General features: G+C 43.6%; 18 protein-coding genes. 11 read left to right on the top strand and 7 right to left on the bottom strand.

From position 1 onward, the window contains the following. The first annotated feature begins 3 nt into the window (after positions 1-3). The 8 genes from GJU82_RS04885 to GJU82_RS04850 all read left to right on the top strand — a co-directional run bounded on the left by GJU82_RS04885 (position 4) and on the right by GJU82_RS04850 (position 9676). Positions 4-765, top strand: coding sequence for a polyphosphate polymerase domain-containing protein (locus GJU82_RS04885; RefSeq protein ID WP_153631122.1), 762 nt, complete (start codon positions 4-6; stop codon positions 763-765). Continuing rightward, the gene (locus GJU82_RS04880; RefSeq protein WP_153631121.1) at positions 765-1442 is read left to right on the top strand and encodes a DUF4956 domain-containing protein; all 678 of its coding nucleotides are present in this window, start codon (positions 765-767) and stop codon (positions 1440-1442) included. Before GJU82_RS04885 ends, GJU82_RS04880 begins: the two co-directional genes overlap by 1 nt. A gap of 300 nt (positions 1443-1742) precedes the next feature. Then, positions 1743-2873, top strand: coding sequence for a universal stress protein (locus tag GJU82_RS04875; RefSeq protein WP_153631120.1), 1131 nt, complete (start codon positions 1743-1745; stop codon positions 2871-2873). Between the two features lie 128 nt (positions 2874-3001). Beyond that, a complete protein-coding gene (locus tag GJU82_RS04870; RefSeq protein WP_153631119.1) occupies positions 3002-5083 on the top strand; it encodes a hypothetical protein in 2082 nt (693 codons plus the stop codon). 124 nt (positions 5084-5207) lie between these two features. Further along, positions 5208-6275: a DUF6340 family protein gene (locus GJU82_RS04865; RefSeq protein ID WP_153631118.1), complete on the top strand. Its 1068-nt coding sequence runs from the start codon at positions 5208-5210 to the stop codon at positions 6273-6275. Positions 6276-6327: 52 nt separating this feature from the next. Further along, complete coding sequence (locus tag GJU82_RS04860; protein WP_153631117.1) at positions 6328-7362, top strand: DUF6340 family protein; 1035 nt, start codon at positions 6328-6330, stop codon at positions 7360-7362. Next, complete coding sequence (locus GJU82_RS04855; protein WP_153631116.1) at positions 7362-8363, top strand: DUF6340 family protein; 1002 nt, start codon at positions 7362-7364, stop codon at positions 8361-8363. Before GJU82_RS04860 ends, GJU82_RS04855 begins: the two co-directional genes overlap by 1 nt. A gap of 68 nt (positions 8364-8431) precedes the next feature. Further along, a complete protein-coding gene (locus GJU82_RS04850) occupies positions 8432-9676 on the top strand; it encodes a M48 family metallopeptidase (protein WP_153631115.1) in 1245 nt (414 codons plus the stop codon). Positions 9677-9766: 90 nt separating this feature from the next. Here GJU82_RS04850 and GJU82_RS04845 read toward each other — a convergent pair whose 3' ends face one another. The 5 genes from GJU82_RS04845 to GJU82_RS04825 all read right to left on the bottom strand — a co-directional run bounded on the left by GJU82_RS04845 (position 9767) and on the right by GJU82_RS04825 (position 19774). Beyond that, positions 9767-11425, bottom strand: a complete 1659-nt coding sequence (locus GJU82_RS04845) for a glycosyl hydrolase (protein WP_153631114.1) — start codon at positions 11423-11425, stop codon at positions 9767-9769. Between the two features lie 113 nt (positions 11426-11538). Continuing rightward, complete coding sequence (locus tag GJU82_RS04840; protein WP_153631113.1) at positions 11539-13653, bottom strand: glycan-binding surface protein; 2115 nt, start codon at positions 13651-13653, stop codon at positions 11539-11541. A gap of 8 nt (positions 13654-13661) precedes the next feature. Beyond that, positions 13662-14873 carry a glycan-binding surface protein gene (locus GJU82_RS04835; protein ID WP_153631112.1) on the bottom strand — a complete coding sequence of 404 codons (1212 nt, stop codon included), beginning with the start codon at positions 14871-14873 and terminating at the stop codon, positions 13662-13664. A gap of 18 nt (positions 14874-14891) precedes the next feature. Beyond that, positions 14892-16556, bottom strand: coding sequence for a RagB/SusD family nutrient uptake outer membrane protein (locus GJU82_RS04830; protein WP_153631111.1), 1665 nt, complete (start codon positions 16554-16556; stop codon positions 14892-14894). Between the two features lie 20 nt (positions 16557-16576). Then, entirely contained in the window at positions 16577-19774 is a 3198-nt protein-coding gene (locus GJU82_RS04825) for a TonB-dependent receptor (RefSeq protein ID WP_228488570.1), read from the bottom strand. 336 nt (positions 19775-20110) lie between these two features. On the opposite strand from GJU82_RS04825, the gene GJU82_RS04820 reads away from it, so the two are divergent. The 3 genes from GJU82_RS04820 (at position 20111) to GJU82_RS04810 (ending at position 25238) form a co-directional block, all read left to right on the top strand. Next, positions 20111-23458 (top strand): two-component regulator propeller domain-containing protein, encoded by a 3348-nt coding sequence (locus GJU82_RS04820; protein ID WP_153631110.1) that lies wholly within the window; start codon positions 20111-20113, stop codon positions 23456-23458. A gap of 50 nt (positions 23459-23508) precedes the next feature. Next, a complete protein-coding gene (locus GJU82_RS04815) occupies positions 23509-24408 on the top strand; it encodes an IS1595 family transposase (protein WP_153631109.1) in 900 nt (299 codons plus the stop codon). An 89-nt stretch (positions 24409-24497) separates the two neighbouring features. Beyond that, positions 24498-25238 carry a response regulator gene (locus GJU82_RS04810; protein WP_153631108.1) on the top strand — a complete coding sequence of 247 codons (741 nt, stop codon included), beginning with the start codon at positions 24498-24500 and terminating at the stop codon, positions 25236-25238. A 6-nt stretch (positions 25239-25244) separates the two neighbouring features. On the opposite strand, the gene GJU82_RS04805 is transcribed toward GJU82_RS04810, so the two are convergent. Together GJU82_RS04805 and GJU82_RS04800 are read right to left on the bottom strand one after the other, a co-directional pair. Further along, a complete protein-coding gene (locus GJU82_RS04805) occupies positions 25245-26021 on the bottom strand; it encodes a family 16 glycosylhydrolase (RefSeq protein ID WP_153631107.1) in 777 nt (258 codons plus the stop codon). Between the two features lie 174 nt (positions 26022-26195). Beyond that, positions 26196-26876, bottom strand: coding sequence for a Crp/Fnr family transcriptional regulator (locus tag GJU82_RS04800; RefSeq protein ID WP_153631106.1), 681 nt, complete (start codon positions 26874-26876; stop codon positions 26196-26198). Between the last annotated feature and the right edge of the window lie 23 nt (positions 26877-26899).

The following is a 26899-nucleotide window of genomic DNA, read 5'->3' as shown; positions in this document are numbered from 1 at the left end:
GAAATGTCAGTTGATTTACAGCATTTACTCAATCATTTTGAGCCCATTAGTTTAGATGCGGCGGATAAGGCACGTTTGATGAACCGCGTGGACTCAAAATTTGTGGTTCCTGTAGATAAACTGGAAGAAATCCTGGAGGGAACATGGTCGGATTACCAGGTCCTGAGTATCAAAGGTGAGAGGAATCTGCCTTATCGGACACGTTACCTTGATACGCCGGACTTTGCGATGTTCAATGCGCATGTAAATGGCAAATTGAACCGCTACAAGATCCGTTTCCGGGAATATCCCCTTACGGGAATGCGATTTTTGGAATCAAAGTTTAAAATGAACCATAACCGGACCATCAAAAAACGCATTTCCCGCCGGGAGCGTATTCCGGAAGAAAATGAGGTGGAAGATCAGTTTGTAATGGAACAAACGCCTTATAATCGGGAAGATCTGGAAACTAAGTTGTATAATCGGTTTAAGCGGGTTTCGTTAGTTCATAAGACCGTAAATGAACGAATTACGATTGATACCGACATTTTTTTTTCAACCGATAAGAAACATTGGAAAGCGCTTGGTGATTTGGCGGTAATTGAGTTGAAACAAGAGCAGTTCAGCCGGCATGTCGGTTTTACCCGCATTTTACACAGACATGGAATCAGGCCAGTTGGCTTTTCAAAATATTGTATCGGAGTTTCGATGTTATATCCCGACAGGAAAATTAATCGGATGAAACAGAAAATCCGGATGCTGAACAAACTAACGAAACACCCATAATGACGACTATTTTGCCATTAATCACTTCGGTTCCCTTGTTTTTGCCAATCGCCGATTTGTTCGGAATTGAGTGGCTTAACGGACCGGGCACCCTGGAATTACTGTTCCGGTTCCTGTTTAATTTGCTGGTAATAACAATTATTGGCCGTTACCTCTACTACCGCATTTCCCGCCGGAAGGAGTACTATTTTACGTACATTCTGATTGGCACAACCGTGTTTTTCATCTCCTTCCTGTTGGAAAGTGTTAAGCTGGAAATTGGCTTTGCATTGGGCTTGTTTGCTGTATTTGGCATTCTTCGTTACCGAACGGATACTATTCCGATCAAAGAGATGACTTTTCTCTTTGTGATCATTGCAATTTCGGTCATCAATGCTTTGGCGGGTGCGGAAATCAGTTATGCCGAGTTGTTTATGACCAACGTTGCCATTATTGCGGTAACCTGGGCAATGGAGCGTTTGTGGTTCAACCGTCAGGAGACACAGAAAACGGTTATTTACGAGCGCATTGAACTGATTAAGCCGGAAAATTATGGCGCTTTATTAGCTGATTTGGAAGAAAGAACGGGTTTGAAAATCAATCGAATTGAAGTTGGTGACATCAACTTTCTTCGCGATACCGCTGAAATTACCATCTTTTATCATCCTTGCCAGGAAAAGGCTTCCCGCAAGCCGTAAGTTTCTTTCGTTATGAAGAAAATCACCACCACATCTGCAGGGTTGGTTTTTTTCCTGTTCGCTACAAAGCCTGTGGTTGCAGCCGGCAATTATCAGTTACTTAGAGAACAGTCAAAAAAAAATTAGATGGTTGAATAATGATGTGAATGCCTTTTCTTTCCTCATTTTTAGTTGGTTTTCATAATGTATTTTGGTAAATTTATAGTAGCCGCAGGGCAGAAAGAAGCAGAAGCGTTCTTCACTTTTTGAAATACAGCCATATGCGGCCGTTTGAATCCGTAAACCCTAAATTCTAAAGCTATGTCTGATAAGTTGGTTACCGTTGCTCGTTTTAGCTATCTGCACCGTGCTTACCTGATGAAAGGTTGGCTTGATTCGTCCGGTATCGAAAGCTGCATCCTGAACCAGGGATTGCGCTATGCTATCCGTTCCGAGGCCCAGAACCGGGTTGAACTTCAGGTAAGAGAAGGAGATGTGGAAAAAGCGTTGGAAATCATCGACCAGGTAAATAAAAAGTACGGGCCCGAATTCCAGGAACCCGATGATATGGTTGCTGCCATCCGGCGAATTCTTGTGCCGATAGATTTTTCCCCCTTTGCACTCAATGCAGCACGCTATGCTGTTCATCTGGCGAAACAGAAGCAGGCGGAATTGGTGTTGGTTCACGCCTTTTTTAACCCAATTGTCAGTCCGTGGGGATACGACAATACCTATATCTATCCAAGTAGTGTAACTGATGCCCTTAACGAAATTGAGGAGCATGCAACACGTGGAATGACAAAATTTGTGAGTGATCTCAGGCAGTATATGGAGGGGAAAGATCTGTTGGACATTACACTAACCACCCGGTTGGTGGGCGGGATTGCTGAAGAGACTATTTTGGAACTGGTTGAAAACGAAAATTTTGACATTATTGTGTTAGGAGCAAAAGGTAAATCGCGTTCGGATTACTGGTATGGAAGTGTAACAGCCAAAATCATGCAAAAAGCCAAGATTCCGGTGCTGGCCATTCCTGAAAATTCCATTTACAAGGAGGAGATGTTCAAGCGCGTTATGTATACGACAAACTTTGATAAATCGGATGGGCCCGCAATCCGGATGTTACTGAATATTGTACGGCCGCTGGATGTTCACATTTATGTTGTTCATATCGATACCACCGACGAAAATCCCTTTGCGAAATATGATTTGACCCATTTTAAAGAGAAATATGCCGGCATACCGGAAGATGTATCCATGGATTTCGATTTGATCAAGAATGATAATCAGGTAAAAGGTATTGAGCAGTACATCAAGGAGAAGGAGATTGATATTATTTCGCTTACGACACATAAACGAAACCTGATTACTTCGATTCTGAGGCCGAGCGTGGCTCGTGAATTATTCTTCCAGACATCTATACCACTTTTGGTTTTTCATTCGAAGGATTAAATTGAAATACAGCATTATAAATGAATATATTGAACTTAAACTTAAGGGCTGCTGATAATGTAGTCCTTTTTCATGTTTGGAATGATAGTTTGTTTTTATTTTTGTGCCTGAACGAATGACTTACAGGTGTGATTTTCTCAACAGCATATCCCGAAATATTTATTCTTCTCTGTCTGGCTTTCTCCTGGTTCCTGACACGATTGCTCTACCGCAATTCAGCATCGTTCGATGGTTTGGGCCGTGGCCGGCTTTGGGTAATGAAGAGCTTGCGCTTTGTCGTTTTATTTCTTGTGACATTGTTGTTGCTTTCACCGGTGGTTAAACTGAAGAAGAAAGTGAAAAACAAACCGGTGATCTTGGTCTTGCAGGATAATTCCTCTTCTATGCTCAATCATCCTGACTCGTTGAAGATTCGTTCTGCTTTGGATTCGCTGAAAGGTCAACTGGCTTCTGAACTTTCAGATGTAGCTGAATTGAAGTGTTACGTGTTTGCCGATTCTGTCCAGGAAGAAACCAGCCCCGGTTACAAAGGTAATTTGTCAGATTATTCAGATGCCATTCAGACGGTTGCGGCGCAAAACGATTATGAGAAACCGGCAGCGATGCTGGTTATCGGCGATGGAATTTACAACGCCGGACAAAACCCGGTTAACGTAGTCGGGACGCTTGGATATCCGGTCTTCCCCATTGTTGTAGGTGATACAACCCTACGCAGCGATATACGAATAAGCCGGGTGAGATCAAATCCAACCGCCGTTACCGGGAAAACTTTTCCGGTGGAGGCCGAGATAAGCGGGCATGGTTTGACCTCCGGGCAAAATCGTATTTCCATTACACAAAACGGGAGAGTGGTTGAGCAACGGACTATTCAGGTTACCGGACCTTCCGTCTTTCGTCAGGAATCCTTTCGGATAAAAAGCGATAAACCGGGATTACAACAATACAAAATTCAGGTGAATCCGGTAAAAGGAGAGCAAAATATTGCCAATAATACGCGAATACTCACCGTTGATGTGCTGAATACCCGGCGGAAAATTCTTATACTGGCCGCAGCGCCCCACCCCGACATTGGTGCGCTGACTAGTGCGCTGGAAACCGATCCGCAATTCAACGTGGTGGTAGCTCCGTTTGGTCATTTTGAGGATTATTCACCGGAGAAATTTAATTTGCTCATTTTTTATCAGTTGCCTGGAATAGGAGGAGCTGGAATTACCCATCTGAAACGTTTCATCGATTCGCGGACTTCCCGTTGGTATATTCTGGGAGCTACAAGCAGTATTTCGACTTTTAATAAGTTAAATACTGGTATGAAAATTGTTAATAAAAATGAACAACTGCTGGACGTTCAGATGAAGATTAACCCTGGCTTTGGATTGTTCCATCCTAATATACGACTAGATGAATGGCTGGGTACGCAAATGCCTTTGGTGGTGCCGGAAGGAAAAACGGAAGTAAAGCCCTTTATGGAAACATTGTTTTACCGGACAGGAAATAACAATGAGAATCCGATTTTGGCCATGGGAGAACAGAATGGTATTAAAACAGCTATCTTAGCTGGTGAAGGAACCTGGAAGTGGCGAATTTTGGCCATGTCAATCGATGGAAACGAAGGCCTTTTTAATGATTGGATTGTTAACACTGCCAGGTATCTTGCGTTAAAGCGGAATAAAGATCAGTTCAATATTCACTTTAACCGGATGGTGATGGCCAACGAGACGGTCAGTTTCTCGGCTACCTTGTTCAACGCAATATATGAACCGGTCCGGAATTCGTTGGTTACATTGGATTTGACTGATCATGCCGGTAAATTATTCCATTACGTTTTCACGGAAGGTGATGATGGATATGAGTTGAATGCCGGGCATTTATCGCCGGGAAGCTATCATTTTTCCGCTACTTCGAAGATAGGGACAGATTCGTTGAAGGAACCGGGTGATTTTGAGGTGATGGCTACACAAACAGAAATGCTGGAAACCCGGGCAAATCATCATCTGATGAAGGCGATGGCGGAATATTCGGGAGGTAAGGTTTTTTATGCACCACAGTTAGCACAGTTGTTTCCGGACATGAAGAAAATCCTGCAAAGCAAGAACGTACAGACGGAAGAAGTGGTGATGATGGATGTCGTTCGGTATGAATTCGTTTTGTTCCTTTTGGTAATTTTGCTGGCGATTGAGTGGTTTTTACGTCGCTATTGGGGTAGCTACTAAAGAGAATAACTGATTTTCAACTAATTTATACTTAAATTATTTGTTGGGTTGATGTTATTTAAGTAATTATATTTTAGTGTGTAGTAAATTTTGAATAAGAAAAAGATTCTTGAATAAGTGTCAGATGAAGAGGATCCGCATCATAGTTTATTTTCTTTTTGTGCTGGCAGGCATCTCCCTGCTTGGCGGTTGCTCGGCTGTCCGGACAGTGAATATCCAGTTGCTTCAGCCGCCGCCATCCTATGTTCCTGATTCTATTCAGGGTCTGACGGTTTTTAACCGGAGCATGACACCTGATTTTAAAAACTGGGATCGCGATTCGCTGGAACAGTTGCTGTCTGACCGTCATTTGGAGCTGGATACCACACTTCGCGATAGCATTGCTGCTGATACAGTAATCCAGGTGGCAGCACACCAATTGTTCAATTCGGACCGGTTTGACGTGGTTATTCCCAAAGAGAAAAATCTGACTAATTTCCTGCCTTCGACCATTAGCCCCGGGCCTCTGGATTGGGAGTTTGTAACGACCATGTGCAAAAACTTCAATACCGATGCCCTTCTGGTGTTGGAAAGTTTCAGTGAGGAGGTCAATACCGATTTCGACAGTGGTTATGAGCAGGATTTTTCCGGTAATATGGTCGAAACCTATTACGGAGCCTTGGATCTTACGTATCACTCCCGGTGGAGGCTTTACGATCCGAAACACCGTGAGAGGGTGCGGGCTTTCAATGTTACCGATACAATTTTCTGGGATTCATATGGATACACAGCCGAAGAGATGTACTACAAGCTGCCGTCGATTAAGGACGCACTGGTTGAAGGCGGAGTAGTAACCGGACAGGATCTGGCCCGCAAAATCGCGCCGCAGTGGAAGGACGCCCGAAGGCACATCTTCGCCACCGGGAATAAGGCTATCGATAAGGCGATTCCATTAGCTGAGAACGGCAAATGGGAAGCAGCCCAAAAGATTTGGGAAAAGTATGCCGGTGTGGGTTCTAAAAGCAGAAGGAGTAAGGTGGAGTTTAATCTGGCGCTGGCCAATGAAATGAACGGCGATATCGAAGAAGCGATTGCATGGGGGGTGAAGTCGTACAAGACTTACTACCGGCACCAAACAGACGAATATCTCAGGATACTGGACAAACGAAGAAAATTACTGAAAAAGATCGACGAAGAGAAAGAGGCCGATTAATCATCGGTCAGGCAGGGGACTAATCTCGCCGGTCAAAATAAATACTGAAATCATGAAAACACGCCGGTTTATTTTAGCGATAATGGCCAGCACACTGCTTTTTGCTTCATGTACGACCACACAATTGGTTCCCATTGAAGTACTGAAACCTGGAAAGGTAACGCTTCCTGCAAATATGCGAAATTTGGCTTTTATAGCCCGTAATTTCAAATACGACGTCGACACACTGGATAACTACTATAGTTTCAATTATAAGCTAAAAAAGGCCCCTGAAAAGCAAAATGAGAGGCTTGATAGTTTGGCAGTTCAATCCGCGTTAGACAATCTTCAGAAAAAACTACTGGCGACGGGGCGTTACGATACGATTGTGACGTATCCGTACAACGCGATTCGGCCACATCGTGGTAAGCATGTTTTGCTGTTGTCTTCCGATTTTGTATCTAAAATATGTCGGGAAAGCCATGTTGACGGGCTGGTTGCGCTGGAAATGCTTAGCTATTTCTATTCCAAAGTAACTCCCGGAGTACGAGACGATTCAGGGGAATCCAGTGTAAAAATCAATGCGCTTTGGGCACTTTATCTACCGGGAAAAGAAAAACCAGTCGACCATTTTCGTTATACCGACAATTTGGTGTGGAACCGCTACGACCAGTATGGCAATCTGGATATGAAGAAAGTGAACCCGGACCGAAAAGCAGCGGTTGAATTGGCGGCCCAAATTGCCGGAGAACAGTATGCGCATCATATGGGACCTTTGTGGACAACGGCCAACCGTACTATTGTAACCCCTTCCGGTGATGAGTGGAAAAAGGCCACACAAATGGCGCAGAAAAATCAATGGGAAGAAGCTGCGGCCATTTGGAATCGGCTTGCTTCGGTCCAGGTTGCTAAAAACCGTGGAATTGCTGAACTAAACCTGGCTGTTGCTGCTGAAATGATGAACCAAATTGACTTAGCGGTCAGTTGGGCATCAAAAGCAGTCAAATTGATGGATGGTAAACGATATGGCCCCGTGGCCGGACAGTACCTCGCTGTTCTATTGGACCGTCAGAAACAAATTTCCAGGCTAAACCAACAAATGAAATAATGAAGCCTAACCATTTGTTATTAATTATTTTAGTTCTTTTTTTATTCTCAGGATGTTATACAACCAATAATTTTGGATTTGTCGATATGCAGGTGATGGAGCCTGCCGTCGTTTCGTTGCCCGACAGTATTGTGAACCTCGCACTGGTCGATTTTCACCGGAATCCCGTTTCGAATGGAATTAAATTCAGGAACAATGCAGATAGCGTTATCAACTGCTATGCTGCTGCAAGTCTGAAAGGATTTGAATCACAAACAGACAGTGTTCAGTACTTTCATCATGTTGCTGTAGTGCACAACGGGCTTGATTTTTTCCCAAAAGGTTTGGCAGTACCCGATTCCGTTTTGCGCTCCAAAATGTCAGCTTTTTGTGGTTCCATGGGAGTTCAGGCCCTGGTCGGGCTTGACACCGTTTGGATAAGTGATAACAACACAAATAACCAGCTCGTAAAGCAGGTGGTTCTTGGGGCGCGGTGGAGTTTTTTTAATACTCTTGGTGGTTTAAATACTTATTGGAAAATATACGCCGATACCATGCTTTGGATTCCCAACCGGGCGGAATTGATTACTTATGAGAAAAACAACAGATACCCGAAAACTTTTGTCGACGTGCTTGAAACGTATGGCGAAAACAATGGCGCCCGGGTGGCTATGTTGTTTGTTCCTTCCTGGAAATGGACTGACCGGTTGATTTATTATTCGGGTAACGAAGAGATGAAAAGAGCCGATAGTCTGGTCGCGAAAAATCAATGGGAGGAAGCTGCTGAAATCTGGACTAAAATGGCCAAAAGCGATAATAAAAACATTGAAGCAAAGGCGACTTACAATATGGCTTTGGCCTGCGAAATGCTCGGCCATCTTGAATTGGCACTCGAATGGGTTTCCAAATCATATCATGTTTACAATAACGAAGACCATAAACAGAAATGTAAGGACTACATTGATATCCTGGCTACACGCTTGCAACAGGAGCGAAAGCTTAAAAAACAGTTTGGTGCCTGATGTCCGGTTGTGGTGGATGACAACGATATTTTGTACATTCGCCCCGCATAAATCAACTTTTATATTCGATGCATAATTCTGTTTATTATATCATCCTGGTAATCATTGTTCTTGACTTTATTTTTGAACGTTACCTTGAATACTTGAATTCAAATTCCCTGTCAGTAAAACTTCCTGACGAGCTGAAGGGAATATACAACGAGGAACAATATGCCCGGTCACAGAAATATGAAAAAGCGAAAAGCCGGTTCTCCCTGGTTACAGCTACCCTGAGCTTTTTCGTGATTATCCTGATGTTTGCCTTTGGCGGTTTTGGGTGGCTCGATATTTACCTGAGACAGTGGACAACCAACCCTATTTGGCTGGCCTTGCTGTTTTTCGGGGTTATTGGCCTGGCTTCCGATATCCTTACTTTACCATTTGGTTGGTACAGCACCTTTGTTATTGAAGAGCGGTTTGGTTTTAATAAAACTACCGTGAAGACTTTCATATTCGATCATATTAAAAGCCTGCTGCTTGCTGCTGTTATCGGGGGCGGTTTGTTGGCGCTGGTTGTATGGATTTATGAGCAGACGCAGGGAATGTTCTGGATTTATACTTTAATCGTCATTACAGCTTTTTCCTTGTTTATGACGATGTTTTATTCCACACTGGTAGTTCCACTTTTCAATAAGCAGAAACCGTTGCAAGATGGTGAGTTACGTGATGCTATTCAACGCTTTTCTGAAAGGGCTGGGTTCAAGCTGGACAACATTTTTGTCATCGATGGGTCGAAACGTTCGACCAAAGCGAATGCCTATTTTACGGGTTTTGGCGCGAAAAAACGTATCGTGCTATATGATACACTGATGGGTGAAATGGAAAACGAAGAGATTGTGGCAGTATTGGCACACGAAATAGGGCATTACAAGAAGAAGCACATTGTTTCCGGTTTGTTGTTGTCGTTACTGAATACGGCTGTGATGCTCTATATCTTCTCACTTGTCGTTGGCCGGCCGGAACCCGCTTTGGCTTTGGGAGCGGATGTGGCAAGTTTTCATGTGGGACTGGTTGCCTTTGGAATTTTGTACGCTCCGCTTTCTTTCCTTATCGGGATGGGTATGAATGTCTTTTCCAGGAAGAACGAGTACCAGGCCGACAGTTTCGCTGCAAGCTATGGATTGGCAGAAGCGTTAGGTAATTCGTTGAAAAAGCTTTCGGTGAAAAACCTGAGTAATCTGACGCCGCACAAAGCTTATGTCTTTTTCCATTACTCGCATCCACCGCTGCTGGCGCGATTGAAGAACCTAAAAGCGAATAATCCTGATAAGTAAGACCTTGTGCTATTTAAATGATAAGTTAATTTGACTTGGTTTAATTGTCAGTAATTTAGTGTGCTGATTGAATTTATCTTGGTGCTTTAACTAATTCCTCACTTTAAAACTGAATCGTTGTGACTGGGTGCTGATTGAAACCAATAAAATACCCGGGGGAAGATCGGCCAGAGGGATGTAAATGGCGCCTTCAGTAATTTTTTGATTAAAAAAGCACGTTCCCGTTAGGTTGTATATTTTGACCAAATAGTCTCCCTGATAGTTTTGTAGTGTAATTTTCAACTGCCTTTGCGTTGGATCAACAAAGCATTGAAAATTCACGCCGTTTTTCAGCGGAATATCGACTGAAGACGTGACATAGGTTTTCAGATCAGGCATCTCGTCCAGCGTGATAACGTAGTCGCTGTTCATCACCTTTTCCCAGTGACTAAGCGGATTGTAGGTGCCATCTTCCACAAAATCGCCGTACCAGGTCATAAAATAGGACCATCCGGCCTCATCTTGCTGAAGTTTATCGGGATCGGGTACAATTCCGCATTCGCTGAGTGTGACCATCTTCGTTCCGGCAAAGTCAGTTTTGATTTTATCGAATGTGAGGTATTGCGAGCTAAAATCTCCCTGGTTTGCATAAATATCCACGCCCAAAATATCGACATACGCGTCACCGGGGTACCAATCCATATTGTTGGGATTGGCATCGGTAGTCCATACCCAAATTAGGTTATTTAAATGGTGGTAATTAACCATCCGGTCGTACATGATTTGCCACAACTTTTTACAGGCATCCGGGCCTTTGGCACCCCACCAAAACCAGCCTCCTGAGGCTTCATGTAGCGGACGCCATAAAACTGGTACATCGTCATCGGCAAGATTCTTCAGCAGTCCTGAAATGTAGTCGATATCGCTGAGCATTTCCTGGTATTCAGCGGAGTTCTCATCGAAAATTTTCGATACATCGAAGTTAGTATTGTCGGTATAAAACTCTTCGGTTAGCCGTGAAGGATCGCGCCAATGCCAGCACATTGCAGGTATTCCGTTTTTGTCGTACCAGGCTTTGGCATCGTTTGTAGGCGTCATGTCGTCGTACCAGGTGTAGCCTCGGTTGCAATGCATGAAGTCAATCCCGATAAGAGAGGGTTCTTTTCCGGTTTGTTCCTTCAACCAGTCTGTTTCATCGAAACTATTGAGTGTCATGGTTCCGGAGATGATTTTCTTCTGAAAATTATCCAACAGAAACTGATACAATCGCTTCGTATTATCGCTTGCATTGGGATTAACCAGTTGCCCGGTAAGATTAAATTCGATAGCGGGATCGTTGTTTGGCACAATCTTCAGGTAATCTACATAAAACCAACCCCAGTTTTTGATGATGTTGATCTCGTTCTGACCTTCATTTAAACGAACTTTTCCAATGCTAATTTCCTGAAAAGCATCGGATTGTGCTACCGTAAATGAAGTGGTATTACCGTTAATCGAAATATCGTTGGTTTTTTCGCCGTAAGGTGTAGCGACACCCAATGAAATGTCGTAATAACCAGCAGTTGTTATGGAAAATACGAAGGTAAGCTGGTCGTTGTCGTTCGAGAAGTTACCCACATATCCTGTACCCGAATACCCCAAAATGGACGTCTGGACGGAAAGTCCGGAACTCAATGAGACATTTTCTGCTTCGTAGGTGGTTTGGGCGTTGATTGCCCCGGCAAACAGAAATAGCAACAGGAATGTGAGAAATGATGGAAGTATATTCATGGCTTTGAATCAATGATCAGCTTAAAAGTACCGTATTGGATGTGCTTTGACAATGGGAAGAAGCGCACATTCCTGGTGAGGAATGTAGCGCTTCTTTTTTGCTAAACATCTAACTATTTGTGTTGGAACCTAATATTATCAATGTACAAACCGGTAATATCCACACTTCCATCGGCATAATTGAAATTCATACCCCATTCGAGTGTATCGTCACCGGAAATCACATCAGGCAGGTCGGCGAATTGAGACAAGTCGTAAGTGACGGTAATCCATCCCGGTGTGGTTTCGTCGGCAGCAACCACGCCAAATCCGCCTATATCAATCCGGTTACCGGCCATCTCCATTTGGAAATGCACATTGGTACTACCAAATGGCTTGTTCAGATTGACATCCATTTTCAGCAGATAATCAGCTTTTGTAGCTTCCACTTTTGGCAATGCAGAGTGGTTACAGCCCCAAATCCAGGCCCAACCGGTCAATGCATCAGCTATTCCGTGCATGTAGTTACCTGAAATGGCTATTGCCGGATCGCTGCCTAATTCAACAGTGCCGCCCCAGTTATCCCAACTGAGATCGTGACCGGTTTCATCAAAATCGTTGATGACCAGACTCGGATCAGCCACCGGCTCAACGCCACCAATAAAGATTTCCGGCAACAGGCCTTCTTCACCTTCGTAGGTAATCATCTTGATTTGCCCATAGCCAATCGCAGCATCCATTGGAACATATACTTCCACTTTGGTATCGGTTTTAATACCATATGCCGTAGCGACCACATTATCCGGGAAGATCAGTTCCTTAATCAGATCCATATTGGTTCCGTTGATGGTCAGAATCTCTCCCGGAGTTGCTTTTGCTTCTGTATAAGATGAGAACACAGGCAGGTTGGTCAGAATTGTGAAATCTGAAGGTGAAGTAACTTCAGTTCCGTTTTTGGCAACTAACGTGATGAGGCCTGTTTGAGCACCTACCGGAACCGTTACCGCCAGCGATGTTTCCGATTGTGAAGCAATAGTACCACTCATACCACCTATGAAATCGACTGTTGTAACCAAATCGAGATCGGTACCTGTAATGGTTATGTCGGTATTGGCTTTCGCCTGAGCAGGAGTGAAGCTGGTAAACACCGGATCAATAAGGGTAAGCTCTTCGCTTGTTACATTATTACCGGACTGAGTGGCCAGCGTAACAACGCCGGTTACAGCATCGTCAGGTACCGTAACCTGAAGTTCTGTTTCGGTTGCGGAAGTGACTGTTCCTGTCTTATCGCCGCCAAAGGTAACCGAGGTGACCAGATCCAAATCAGTTCCGGTAATGGTTAGTATGGCACCGTTTTTCACCGGATTGGGATCGATCTTCGTAATGACAGGCATTACCAGTGTTAATGCTGTCGGGCTGGCTACTTCCACACCTGAGAATGCCACCAGTTTTACTGCTCCGTCCTTTGCGTTGACTGGAACGTTTACCGTAATGGTTGTTTTGGTTCCATTGAGAGTGAAATCTGTCACCGTGAGGTTCTCGTTGAAGATGATGGATTTTACCAAATCGAAGTTTTTCCCTGAAATAGTAATCGCGTTTCCCGGTTTGGCCGGATTGGGAGTCATTCCGGTAAATTCGGGCAATGTTACTTTCAGGTCGCTTTCGGTGTAAATTACGATAGGCGATTCTGCTCCGTTTGAGATGGCAACTTTACCGGTTTGCGCTTCGATGGGAACCAAAATTTTGATTTCGTAGCGACTCAGGCTTTTGAAAGCAGCCGAATCTACCAGCACGTTGTTGGCAAAGATCACTTGTTTAATCTGACCCAGGTAATCACCTTTAATGGTGAGTGTGTCTCCGGATTTAACGGAATCGGGTGCAAAGCTCTCAATGGAGATGGGTTCGGAATATCCCAGTTCCGTTTTGGTTGTAATATCGCCCTGAGGCGTTTTTAACACTACGTAACCAGGTTCAGCTTCCTGTGGAACGACCAAACGTATCTCATCGCCGCTGAACATGGTAAACTCAGTAATCTCAATGTTCTGCGGAAGCACAATGCTCGTTACCTTATTGAGATTCTGACCGATAAAACGGATTTCTGTTCCGCGCAAAGCGGGAGAAGGTCCAAAGCTGTTCAGTACAATCGGTGTACTGCCATTGTCATCCTTGTTACAGGATGCCAGAATGGAACCCGCCATCAAAACGATGACGAGCATTCGGAATATAAAGAGGAATCTATTTCGTTTCATAGTTTGGCTTATTTATTTTTTAACGGAACGATGCGAACGTTATCGATTCTGATATCAATAGGGTAGGTGTCGTCGGAGGCGCCGAACAGCATGAACGTGACATTTGTGTATTGCGAGATGTCGCTGATTTTTAGATCTGCTTTCGATTCATCCTTATTGTAGATAAAGTCGGATAACGGAATGGAAACGGTTATCCATCCATTGGATGAATAGGTCGATTTTATACCGTCTTTGTTGTAGGGTTTCCAGTGTGCCTGAGCGGCATCACCATCCGGATTGATTCCATCGGGCGTATCGTACTTATCAAACCAGATGAGCATCGGTACATCTGACCAAGTCACCACATTGGCTTCGAAACAGAGTTCGAGATCGTCTACCAGTCCATCAGCTACCGGTATATCACCCGCGCCATATTTAGCCCAATAGCCGAACATCATTGGGTTCAACCACTGCCACGCTCCCAACGTTCCAACAAACTGCAGATATTGTCCTGAACATCCGTTAGTAGTTCCAAAACCTCCTAGTCCCCAAGGATTACCATAGGATGAATCTTCGAAATTGAGAATAATATTGGTATTATCGCGGAATATGAAGGAAGAACGGGTCGTTCCATACATGGATTCTACCGTTACTTTTCCGGAAACAGCACCATCGGGTACGATGACTTTCAGCTCATCCATCGACCAGGAGACGATGGTTTCTGCTTTCACGTTATCCGAAAAGTAGACATTGGGTTCGTCAGAACCTTCGGCCGGCAGGAAATAGTTACCGTAAATCACTGCGGTATCTCCCGCATTTACATATTCGCAGAGCATATTCGAAAGGATGGGTGCAGGTACATCCACTCGGAAAGGATAGGTGAGCTGCTGCCCGTCTTTAAACAGAAGTATCATCTGGTCAGAAACTGAGTCCGGTATGATACTGGGCACTGATACCAGAACGGATGTAGCAGTAATGTATGCCGGATTCAGTTTGGCTTTCTGGTCGTTGAACCAGAGCTCTTTCAGCCCTTGCAAATCTTCGCCCATGATGGCTATTAGGCTGCCCATGTAGGCGCTTACTACCAGCGAGTCGGATGCTTGGGGTTTGGTTACCCGGATGTATTTGATCGCTGGGTGTTTACCAACGCCATCTGATTCCTCGTTGCAGCCGGTAAATAACGTTCCGGCCATCACAACAGTAAACAGGAGAAATATGGTGATTGATTTTATTGTTTTCATTAGTTTTCGGCTTTTAGGTTATTCAAAATTGTAGTCTACGGCCTCTCCAGCAAGCATGGGATCCGAAACAACGGCTTCCGAAGGAATTGGGAATGCCTTGATTTGGTCGGAATAGATTACCATCGGAACTTCAGGCGTCGCAATTTCGTAACCGGCATAACTGTTCATCAAGTTTTCATCGCTGGTCGGTATCGCGTAATAGTAGTTCTCGCGGTCTTGTGCATTCAGGAATTCCGTTGCTGCCTGTGCATTGCGATAATACATCCGCTTGATGTCAAACCAGCGAATACTCTCCATTCCGAATTCAATCCGGCGCTCGTGCATCACTTCAGCAAATGTGAGCGGGGCTACTCTATCGGCCAGTCCGGCCCGTTCGCGAACAGTGTTGATGTACTCAAGGGCTGTTGCATCGGACGTTTCGTTTCCTGACCCAATAGCTGCCTCGCAGTAAATAAGGTACATCTCGGATAAGCGCATCAAGTAAAGGTTGTTGCCAGCGTCTTGATCAGTACCAACCTGGTTGTTAACGTCGGCTGCTTTACCAATCACATATTTCTTGATATGACTGAGCACTTGATTGGCATTTTCAATCGGGCTGTTGGGATCATCCGGATTGGCGGTGCGAATGTTGTAGGTGTAACCGCCATCCGCTTTATCGAGCTCAGGATAGTAATCGCCTTTTTGCATGATGATCCACTTGCGACGACCATCATTCGGTTCAAATGCACTTTGGAAATTGAGGGTTGGGCCTTTGCCGCCTCCCCAGGTCTGATCTGCAATTACTGAACTTCTTGACCATGCTGTATTTCGTGGGTTACCGAGACCATAGCCACCAGCTCCAATCATCTGCAAAGCAAACAGCGATTCGCTGTTGTTATTTCCTTCGATGGTAAAGAGCTCTTTGTAGCTGTCGATCATCTGAAAACCATCGGAGTTATCAATAACCTCCTGTGCATATTTCTTCGCCAAATCAAAGTATTCAGCCGATTGCGAATCGGTTAAGTCTGAAGCCATGGTAAGGTAGAGTTTTGCCATTAAGCCTTTCGCTGCCCATTTGGTAGCACGTCCTGCTTCTTCATCCTTGCCGGGAAGATTTTCTTCGGCGAAAGCCAAATCGCGACGAATGAATTCATAGAGGCTTTTCCGGGTGTTTTTGGGCAACATCATATCGCCGGAAGCAATCAGGTCGGAACCGTTTTCGACAATGGGTACTTCGCCCCAGTATTCCGTTAGAAGGAAATAAACCCAGGCTCTGACAAAGCGGGCTTCGCCCAGGGCAGCATTGATGACGTCTTCGCTTACACCGTTCTTTCTCGCAGCATCGGGCATATCGTTGATTACCGAGTTACAATAGGAGTTCACACGGAAAAGGCTTTTCCAGCCACTGGTGAGGTGGGCATTACCACTATTGAAGGAAAAGTAAAAGAATTGTCCTTCCTGATCGTAGGTATAATACATATCACCGGAAGCCATATCGCCTGCATAGAACATCAATCCGGCAAGGTAGTCGAACCAGGCAGTTCCTCCGTACAATATCGCTGTCGACGAACGGATTTCATCTTTGTTTTTGTAATAGTTATCCGCAACAATGCTGTCAACCGGATCGACGGTGAGAAAGTCTTTGGAGCAGGATGCGATCATGATAAAAACACCCAGCAAAATATATTTGATAAACTTTTTCATTTTCAAGAGATTTTTCATCATTAAAAATCGATACTAACACCAAATGTGTAGGTTCTCGGACTAGGATAACGTCCCATGTCTATATTCTGCATCATGGCATTCTGGTTGAATGATCCAATCTCCGGATCATAACCTGAATAGTTGGTGAAGGTATACACGTTCTGTACGTTGGCGTAAACCTTGAAGCGCTCGATGCTGACTTTGCGGGTTAGTTGCTGGGAAATCTTGTAACTCAGCGAAATAGTCTTCACCCGGACATAAGAGCCATCCTCGATGAAACGTGTCGACATCCGGTTGTTCCGGTTATTGTCGTTGGTTGTTACACGTGCGATATTTGTTCCCGGATTGGACAACTGGTAGTTGCTTGGATCGGTTGTGCTGCCATTGGGATCGATCAATTTTGCCCGGGCCCGGTCCACAACTGCGTTGCTCTGGTTACTCCAGATACTGGTTTGTCCTTCAGTTTGTACACGGGTATAATTCAGGATATCGCTACCATATGCCCCGGAGAGGTAAACTGATAAGTCAAAATTTTTGTAACGAAAAGTGTTGTTTAGACCGAAAGTGAAATCCGGGTTGGGGTCGCCAATAATTGTTTGGTCGTAGGTGTCAATTACACCATCCGGTTTTCCATCCGGTCCGGAAATATCTTTAAATTTCACATCACCAATCCAAACTCCTTGTTTTTGGTTGATATAGTTGGTCCCGGGGTGGGTCGGATCTTCAATTTGTACGGCATGATTGGCAATATCATCGGCATTTTTGAAAATACCTTCCATCTCATATCCGTAGAATTGCCCCATGGGTAATTCCTCTTTGGTAACCGTGACTGTCTGAAACTCGCTGTACCAGTTGAGTGCTCCGTAAAAAACCGCATTGGGATCGTTCAGTTTTACCACCATGTTCTTGTTGTGTGAGAAGGTGATGTCGGTCGTCCAGCTAAAACTGGGTTTAGTGATATTATGAGAAGTCAGCGAAACGTCGATACCTTTGTTCTCCATTTTGCCTACGTTGGCATATGGTGCGGCAATATCGTTCCAGCTGCTTCCTCCAATGTAACTGGGAACAGAAATCTGTAACAGCAGGTCTCTTGTATTTTTCTGGTATGCATCAACCGATAAAGTGATTTTATTATCGAATAATCCCAGATCCAATCCCACGTTATATTGCTCTGTGGTTTCCCATTTTAAGGCCGGGTTTGGGAATTTAGCCAGGCGATAACCAGTACCGAAAACGGTGGTTATTGTTTGCATGGAAGAACCGTACAGGTAAGTTGAACCAGGCATATTACCCACGGAACCGTAGCTAACTCTGAGTTTCATATTGGAAATAGCCTCCAGGCCTTTCATAAAATTCTCGTTGTTAATTCTCCAGGCCAGTGATCCAGAAGGGAAATAGCCCCACTTGTTGTCGGAACCAAACTTAGACGAACCGTCAGCACGGAACGTAAAAGTGGCCAGGTAACGTTCGTCGTAATTATAGTTGAAACGACCGTAATAGGACATTTGTGTGGCCGAATCTTTCCAACCATCATTGGATACGAAGGTTCCGTCTGATGTCATGACATAGATATCGTTGGTTGTAAAACTCTGTTTAATCAGGGAATTGCCGGACCACGATGATTCCTGCATTTCCTGACCGAACATAGAGGTAAGATGATGAACATCCGCAAAGTCGAGATTGTAGGTCAGGTAATTTTTCCAAACCCAGAATTTGCTGTGCTCTTCGCGTTGCATCATTTTGTTGATGTCATTTTTTAGAATACCCCATTCGTAAGTGGGATGGAAGGCTTTGTTCACTGAGGCGTTGACATCATAACTGTATTCGCTCCGTAGATTCAAGCCTTTGATGATATCAGCACTGAGATAAGCATTTCCGGTTGTTCTCTGACGTTTCAGCGTGTTGTTTCGCTGCAGTGCCAGTGCTACCGGGTTATATTGTGAGGAACCGGCAACCGTATTTGGGCCGGCAAAATTTCCGTCCATATCATAAACAGGGACATCGGGCTGCATGAGCAATGCCTGCATGATAACACCATCGCCACCGTCATTCAAGGTAATTTTCTCGTCCGTTTCAGCGTAAGCGAGTGAGCCACCGATTTTTAGCCATTTTTTTACCTGACTGTCCATGTTCATTCGGGTACTGAAACGACTAAAATTGGAACCGATGATGATGCCGTCCTGATCGAAATATCCACCGGAGAAGGCATAAACGGTTTTATCGCTACCCCCGGTGACCGATAGCTGGTGATTCTGCATCCAGGCTGGGCGGAATACCTCGTTTTGCCAGTCAGTTCCTCTTCCGAGAATGGAAGGGTCGAGATAGTTCTGATTTTTAGAGTTTCCCAGTTCATCTGCAATCTGGTTCTCGTATTCCGCATATTCCCGAAGGTCCATCATGTCAAGTTTGTTGGGAAGCTGCTGCAGTGCCATGTAACCATCATACGTTACTTTGGCTTCTCCTTTTTTCCCACGACGAGTGGTGACAAGGATTACACCATTGGCAGCCTGAGCACCGTAAATGGCAGCTGCCGAAGCATCTTTCAATACTTCAATGCTCACAATATCTGACGGGTTAATGGTCGATAATGGGTTTACCTTGTTCTGACCGTTGGCACCTCCAGCCCAGTCGAAACCGGCGATCGTTTGTCCGTTGCCGACAAAGGGAACGCCATCGACGACATATAAAGGTTCATTACTTCCGGTTACCGAACTGGCACCACGGATTCGGATCGAAGTGGCGCCACCTGGCTGTCCGGAGTTTTGTGTCACCTGTACTCCGGCAACACGTCCCTGCATGGCCTGGTCGATGTTCGTAGAAATGGTTGATTTCAGCTTTTCTTCGGATACCGATACAACAGAACCTGTCAGGTCCGACTTTTTCATGGTTCCGTATCCAACCACAACTACTTCATCGAGTCCTGTTGTGGCCGATTTTAGAGAGATGTTAATCTCTGTTTTAGAACCTACGCGAGCTTCTTGCCTCTGGTAACCGATAAAGGAGAATACCAAAACGGTTTCGTCTGACGGTACTTCAATTGAATATTGCCCGTCGACGTTGGTGATTGTTCCTTGTGTAGTCCCTCTCAGCACTACATTGACTCCCGGTAAAGCTTCGGATGTTCCAGCATCTTCCACTGTCCCGGTAATTCTTTTCTGAGCAAGCAATGCGTGACTCATTAAGAACAACATCAAAACAAAGATTGCATGTTTCTTCATAGATAAAGGATTGATAATTAGTTAATTTAATAGCCAGGTAATTGAAATAATGAATGCAATGATGATGAAATAGATGAGTATTTCTATCAGCAGATAAAACTGGCGGCTGTACTTTTTCATGTTAGGTTTTATTGGTACGATAAAGTTGGTAGTATTTTGCTGATCGGCTGTGTGTCACTTGTAAAGGATTTGGGGGTGATTAATCCGGCATGGTGTGGATTTGTATATATTTAGTACTTCAAATGTAAAATGAGGTTGAAAAATCACTTTGAGTGGTTAACTTCATGCTGTTAACCTAACGGGTATTAAATTACCTGCCTAAATGCTAACCTAACCATGACCAGAATTACATGGATTGTAATTGCTTTACTGGTTTCAGTTGTCCAGTTAATGGCGCAGCAGACCGCTATCAATTTTTCCAATATCAGTACAAGACGAGGAATGTCTTCCAATTGGGTAACATCTTTGTGTCGCGACTCGGACGGATTTATATGGGTAGGTACCAACCGGGGATTGAATCGTTTCGACGGGTATGACATTGCAACATTTGAGTACCGGACAGGTGATTCCACCAGTATTTCCGACAATTATATATCCTGTATAGCTGAGGATGATAATTCCAATTTGTGGGTTGGAACCAGAAATGGCGTGAACATTAAAAGCGTGGATGAAGAGAATTTTCATCAGATTTCGCTGTTTAATTACAATGCCTTTAATTGCAACGATATCAATAATATCGGCGCTATTTATGTAGCGCATGACAGTACTGTGTACCTGGGAACACACGAAGGTTTTTTTACCTACCGGAACGGAACTTTTCGTCATCACCTGATTGATTCGACTCGTTTTTCAGCACATGTGAATAATGTAATGTCTTTTGCCGAAGATATCCAGGGAAATATTTGGATGGGAACGTTCACGCGCAATCTTATCTGCTACCGTCCAGGAAACGGTGCCATAGAATCGATACCGCTACCGCCGATTTACGAGGGAAAATATGTGAATGGCCTGCAAAAACTGTTCATCGATAATGATAGTTTATTATGGATTGGTAGTCAGGCAGGTTTGTATGTTTACGATCTCCGAAAGAAGAAGTGGCAGGAAACACTTAATCAGGTCTTGTATCGTGAGGTGGGTAACAAGGTAATTAGCGGTATTCAGGAAGATAAGGATGGAATCATTTGGCTGGCGACTGATGGAGCCGGCATTTTTCTGTTCGATAAACAGCAAAATACCGTCCAGAATCTGGCGTATAAAGAAGGAAAATCCGGAACTATCTCCACGAATGGGTTATTTAGTATGTTGATCGATAAGGATGATATTGTCTGGCTGGGTACCTATAAACAGGGGCTGGATTTCTATAAACCGAGCTCTAAAAAATTTCGGTTGATACAGAATGATCCGGAAATTGATAATTCGCTTAGTTTTAATGATGTCGATTGCTGTATTGAAGACCGTAAGGGAAATATTTGGATTGGCACAAATGGCGGCGGTATTAATATTCTTGACAGGAAGACGCATAGGTTCCGGTACATTACAGTAGAAAATAGCGGCCCCAATGGTCTGACCAATGATATTGTTGTTTCTCTTTTTGAGGACCATCAGAAAAACATCTGGATCGGTACCTACTTTGGCGGATTAGACAAATACAATCCAACGACTGGGAAATTTAATGCTTATAAGTACAATGCCGACGATTCCACGAGCCTTTCAGATGATCGCATTTGGAGTATTTTCGAAGACCGAAACAATCGGTTATGGGTTGGCACATTGGGTGGTGGACTGAATGTATTCAATCCTGAAACAGAGTCCTTTAAAAGGTATACGAACGAAAATTCCAATCTTTCAGGAAACTATATCAATCACATTTCTCAGGATAGCAAGAACCGACTTTGGATTTGTACATCTGATGGCTTATCGATTTACGATCCGAAGAAGGATGATTTTGATGTTTACTTTACGAAGTATTCGACGGATGGTACACCGTTTTTGGGGCCAATTAGTTCCAGCTTCGAAGATAGCAGGGGATGGCATTGGTTGTGCAGTGTCAATGGATTGATCAAGTTTTCACCAGAGAGTCTTAGCATGGTTGTTATTAACAGAAGTTCCGGTTTGGTCGCCAATCCTGTTTACCGTATTTTGGAAGATAATCAAGGAAATTTATGGGTTAGCAGTTCCCGGGGAATAACTAAGATTCATTTCTCCAACATTGAAAATGACACCACTTTTACCACCAGTCTCAGGCATTTCGATGAGACAGACGGTTTACAGGGATTGGAATTTTCCGAAACAGCTTCGTTGAAGACCCGGAATGGTGAGTTACTGTTCGGTGGAGTTAACGGAGTAAATATTTTTAGGCCTGAAGAGATTCAAATCGATAAGACAGTACCCGGCTTGATCTTTACGAATCTTCGGGTATTGAATTCTGATATTAAACCGGAACAGGAGTTCAATCATCGCGTATTGCTGAATAAACCTCTCAATCATACCGATCAGATTGTACTGAAATATTCCGAAAATCTTTTCTCCGTTGAGTTTGCTGCATTGACCTATTTATACCCTGAAAAGAACAAATACCGCTACCAGTTAGAAGGTTTCGACAATAGTTGGTTTGAAACTGATGGAACAGCCAACTTTGCCACCTTTACCAACCTGAACAATGGAGACTATATTCTTCACGTAAAGGGCTCAAATGCTGACGGGACCTGGAATGAAGAGGGAATTTCATTAAAAATAAAAGTGTTACCGCCTTTTTGGAAAAGCTGGTATGCAATGGCGATTTATGCTCTGGTGCTAACCATTTCCTTGCTGGGATTGAGGTATGTTATCCTTTTTAGGGAACGGATGAATGTAGAACTGGAGATGGAACGTTCAGAGGCCAAGCGTATTCATGAATTGGACAGCATGAAACTGAAATTCTTTACCAATATCTCGCATGAGTTCCGTACACCATTAACCTTGATAATATCGCCTGTTGAAAAGCTGTTGCCACGGTTCAAAGGTGAACCGGAAGAGATATACCTGAATCATATTTATCAGAACTCGAAGAAGTTGATTAATATGATAAACCAGCTGCTGGATTTCCGAAAAATGGATGACAAAGGATTATCGTACAATCCTTCGTGGGGAAATATTATCGAATTTATTACAGCCACCGTTTCATCCTTCAATGATTTGAGTTATAACAAGAACATCGAGTTGCGACAAATCACCGATTTGCGTGAATACTTCATGGTGTTTGATAAAGATAAACTGGAAAAGGTGCTTTTCAATTTGCTGTCCAATGCATTTAAGTTTACTCCTCTCAGTGGACTGGTGATTGTTCAGGTAAGCCTGGAAGTAGAGCAAAATGATGGGCAGATAGAGAAAAAGAATAATCTGGTGATCAGAGTAAAAGACAACGGCGTAGGTATACAGCCGGAAAATATCGACAAGATTTTCACTCGTTTTTACCAGGAAGAGAACGGCAATGGAGCAAGAGAAAAGGGAACAGGTATTGGTTTATCGTTGGTAAAAGAGTACGTGCAATTGCACGGTGGAAAGATTACCGTCGATAGTGCACCGAATATTGGTAGTTCTTTTAATGTGTTCTTGCCGGTTACCGAAGCCACTGAACTGGAAACGCATGAAGTTCGTGGAGCACTCAGGGAAGTAAAATTCACATCGGATGAAAAAATTGCATAGGTATAGGCGTTTAGACCGCCCAATAAATTAATAATGGCTACTTTTGTAGCATGAATGAAAGAAATCAATTTAAAGGAGTGAACTCAATTAAATTCAATAAAACATTTTCGACAGATGAAGATTGTTATCGGTACTTGGCAGGGATCAAGTGGAACGAAACAGAATTCCATTGTAAAAAATGTGGCCATACAAAATACTGCAAAGGCGTTAAGCCATTTTCAAGACGATGTATGAAATGTAAATATGATGAAAGTCCAACAGCCGGGACTCAGTTTGATAAATGTAAATTCCCATTACTACTGGCTTTTCACATAGCATTCAAAATAAGTACAAAGAAGAAAGGAATGTCTTCGTTGGAATTATCTCGAGAGTTTGAACTTCGTCAGAAGACTTGTTGGGAATTCAAATGGAAAATCCAACAAGCTATGCAAAGCAGTAAATTGCATCCTATCAACGGGATAGTTCATGTAGATGAATTCTATATCGGCGGACCAGAAGAAGGAAAACCAGGCCGGAGTAAAGGGGATAAAAAGCTTGTCATTGTTGCCTTAGAAATAGTCAAAGGCGGGGTTGGACGTGCTTACGCCCAAGTTATCAGCGATGCTTCGAATACTTCGTTTAAACCATTTTTTGAAACATACATTAGCAAGGATGCAAAAATCGTCACTGATGTATGGAAAGGATATATTCCTCTAAAAAAAGATTACCCAAATATGGAACAAATGAAATCAGAGAAGGGCAAAAATTTTCCAGATCTCCATTTTCACATTATGAATATAAAGGGATGGCTAAGAGGAATTCACCAACATTGCAGTGAAGAACGACTTCAAGGATACCTTGATGAGTTTCATTTTAGGCACAATAGACGATCAAATATGGAGACAATCTTCGATGTACTCATAAGAAGGATGGTTTATTCTAAGCCTATTCGCTTACAATCAGTTGATTAACCTGGGATGTCTAAACGCCTATACCTAAAATTGCAACTAAACCGAAAAAGCGTTCCGAAGCGGCGAAAAAAGCAGAATCGATATTGCTTGTGGAGGATAATGAAGAACTGCGGCAATATCTGAAAGAGAATCTGGAAGAGAAGTATGAGGTGATAGAGGCAGCCAATGGTCGGCAAGCGTTGGAAGTATTGGAAAAAACGCTTCCGGATTTAATTCTTAGCGATATTATGATGCCGGAATTGGATGGTGTGGAGTTTTGCCGCCGTGTGAAAGACGACAAAATCACCAGCCACATTCCATTTATTTTTCTGACTGCAAAAATTTCGGAGCAACATAAGTTGGAGGGACTTCAAAGCGGTGCCGACGATTACATCATAAAACCTTTCAATTTCGAAATATTATGGATTAAAATTCAGAATCTCATTCAGTTGAAAAAGAACATCCGCGAAGTGTTTAAATCGAAAATGAATATCGAGCCGAAGGATATCAGCATCACGTCTCTGGATGAAAAATTTATGGCAAAAGCACTCGATATAATTGAGGAGCACATGGCTGATATCGGTTTTTCAGTCGCTGAATTTGGCAGGCAAATGGGCATTAGTCGCATGCAACTGTACAATAAAATTGTAGCGTTAACCGGAAGCACTCCTTTGGAGTTTATTCGCATCCTGCGATTGAAACGGGCTGCCCAACTCTTGCAAAAAAGCCAGTTAAGCGTATCGGAAGTGGCATATCAGGTGGGGTTCAACGACCCGAAATATTTCAGTATGCATTTTAAGAAGGAGTTTCAAATTCTTCCTTCCAAATACCGTGAAGAAAAAGGAAGTTGATACAGGTTATTTGATCCACTGGTAAATCCGCACATAATCGATTTGGTACTCGGCTGGGAAAATCAAGTCATCTATTCCTTGCTGACCGCCCCACGAACCGCCAATAGCCAGGTTGATAAGCAGGAATTGTGGTTTATTGAAAGGCCAGGCACCTTCACCGTCGCCGTTATCCTTGCAGGTAAAGTAGGGGACGCCTTCTATCGAAAAGACCAGTTGATCATGATACCAGTCGACGGCAAATACGTGAAATTCTTCCCATGGATTTTCGTGGTGGATTTTATCACCGCGTCCGGTTTTCCGCATGTGATTGTAGGCGCCGGTATGAACATTGGCATAAATCGTATCGGGATTGAAACCCACATATTCCATGATGTCTATTTCACCGCAGGCAGGCCAGCCTATGCTATCGATATTACTTCCAAGCGTCCAGATTGCAGGCCAAACTCCCCGTCCTTTGGGAAGCCGGGCACGTACTTCAATTCTTCCGTAAGTGAAACGAAAGGTCTTCTTGGTATTCAGACTTGCCGAGGTATATTTAGCTCCTTCGAAAGGTTCTTTCCTGGCTGTTATAATTAGTTTACCGTTATCCACCCGGGCATTTTCCAGTCGATGATCGGTGTAATACTGTGCTTCGTTGTTGCGGACCATACCTGTTTCGTAACTCCACTTGGTAGAGTCGGGAAGGCCTTCGTAATCAAATTCGTCGGACCAGGCTAATTGTAATTCCTGTGCCCTGAGAAACAAAGGAAAACAGCAAAGGAGCAAAATCAGGAAATGTTTCATAAGGATTGGGTTCGTTTGGGTACATTCAAAAGTAGTGATTTAGTTGATTAATATTTAGTTGTGTATCTAATTTGTAAATCATATGATCAAGCTTTTTCTGTTGGTCTGAATCCATTAGTTAACGAAAGGAAGCTCGAATGGGGTAAAAATGTATTTGGAAAGAATAAGAGGGGATTATCCGGCCAGGTTGATTTTCTCCAACCGTTCGTCATTCAGAATAGTGATATCTTTTCCTTTGACTTCAATCAGCTTATCCATCACAAAATCAGTTAATATCCGGCTGATGGTTTCCCGGGAAGTTCCTAATAGATCAGCCAAATCATTACGGGTCAGGCTTAACTGGAAGTGATTGCTTTGGTAAAGGTTCCGGGAAAAATCGAGTAACATACCGGCAACCCGGCCAGTGACTTGCGTCTGTATATGGTTGGCACATCGATGAAATTGATGCAACTCAAATTTACTGAGTACGGTCAGGATTTCATATGCAAACTTACCATTTGTTTCAACAAAATCTTTAAATGTGGATCGATCGATGAAGCAACAGGCGACATCGGTCAAAGCAATAGCGGAGTAATTGTTGATTTTGTCGCCCAGTGTGGTAGGGATCCCCATGTATGTTGGGGCTTTCACAATTTTGAGAATCTGTTCGCGATTGTGTCCCCGCATGGTCAGTTTGACGAGTCCTTCACGCAGATAAACAATATTGGTCGAAAAAGCATCCTGTTTAAAAATGACCTCATCCTTTTCGAACTCCACTTCAACACTCCGTTTCCCCAGCAGATCAAGCTCGTCTAACGAGAGGTAATTTGCTGCTGCCGAACGTATTTTACAATTCTGGCACAAACATTGGTTCATAGTAATAAATGCTATTGCTAAAT

It is taken from the genome of Prolixibacter sp. SD074 (assembly GCF_009617895.1).
GTDB lineage: Bacteria > Bacteroidota > Bacteroidia > Bacteroidales > Prolixibacteraceae > Prolixibacter.
The sequence above is the reverse complement of the archived record's forward strand: the minus strand, read 5'-3'. Positions and strand labels throughout refer to the sequence as shown.

Coding starts and splice junctions, on each gene's coding strand:
- GJU82_RS04885 (WP_153631122.1), top strand. CDS start 4: ATGTCAGTTGATTTACAGCATTTACTCAATCATTTTGAGCCCATTAGT.
- GJU82_RS04880 (WP_153631121.1), top strand. CDS start 765: ATGACGACTATTTTGCCATTAATCACTTCGGTTCCCTTGTTTTTGCCA.
- GJU82_RS04875 (WP_153631120.1), top strand. CDS start 1,743: ATGTCTGATAAGTTGGTTACCGTTGCTCGTTTTAGCTATCTGCACCGT.
- GJU82_RS04865 (WP_153631118.1), top strand. CDS start 5,208: ATGAAGAGGATCCGCATCATAGTTTATTTTCTTTTTGTGCTGGCAGGC.
- GJU82_RS04860 (WP_153631117.1), top strand. CDS start 6,328: ATGAAAACACGCCGGTTTATTTTAGCGATAATGGCCAGCACACTGCTT.
- GJU82_RS04855 (WP_153631116.1), top strand. CDS start 7,362: ATGAAGCCTAACCATTTGTTATTAATTATTTTAGTTCTTTTTTTATTC.
- GJU82_RS04850 (WP_153631115.1), top strand. CDS start 8,432: ATGCATAATTCTGTTTATTATATCATCCTGGTAATCATTGTTCTTGAC.
- GJU82_RS04845 (WP_153631114.1), bottom strand. CDS start 11,425: ATGAATATACTTCCATCATTTCTCACATTCCTGTTGCTATTTCTGTTT.
- GJU82_RS04840 (WP_153631113.1), bottom strand. CDS start 13,653: ATGAAACGAAATAGATTCCTCTTTATATTCCGAATGCTCGTCATCGTT.
- GJU82_RS04835 (WP_153631112.1), bottom strand. CDS start 14,873: ATGAAAACAATAAAATCAATCACCATATTTCTCCTGTTTACTGTTGTG.
- GJU82_RS04830 (WP_153631111.1), bottom strand. CDS start 16,556: ATGAAAAAGTTTATCAAATATATTTTGCTGGGTGTTTTTATCATGATC.
- GJU82_RS04825 (WP_228488570.1), bottom strand. CDS start 19,774: ATGAAGAAACATGCAATCTTTGTTTTGATGTTGTTCTTAATGAGTCAC.
- GJU82_RS04820 (WP_153631110.1), top strand. CDS start 20,111: ATGACCAGAATTACATGGATTGTAATTGCTTTACTGGTTTCAGTTGTC.
- GJU82_RS04815 (WP_153631109.1), top strand. CDS start 23,509: ATGAATGAAAGAAATCAATTTAAAGGAGTGAACTCAATTAAATTCAAT.
- GJU82_RS04805 (WP_153631107.1), bottom strand. CDS start 26,021: ATGAAACATTTCCTGATTTTGCTCCTTTGCTGTTTTCCTTTGTTTCTC.
- GJU82_RS04800 (WP_153631106.1), bottom strand. CDS start 26,876: ATGAACCAATGTTTGTGCCAGAATTGTAAAATACGTTCGGCAGCAGCA.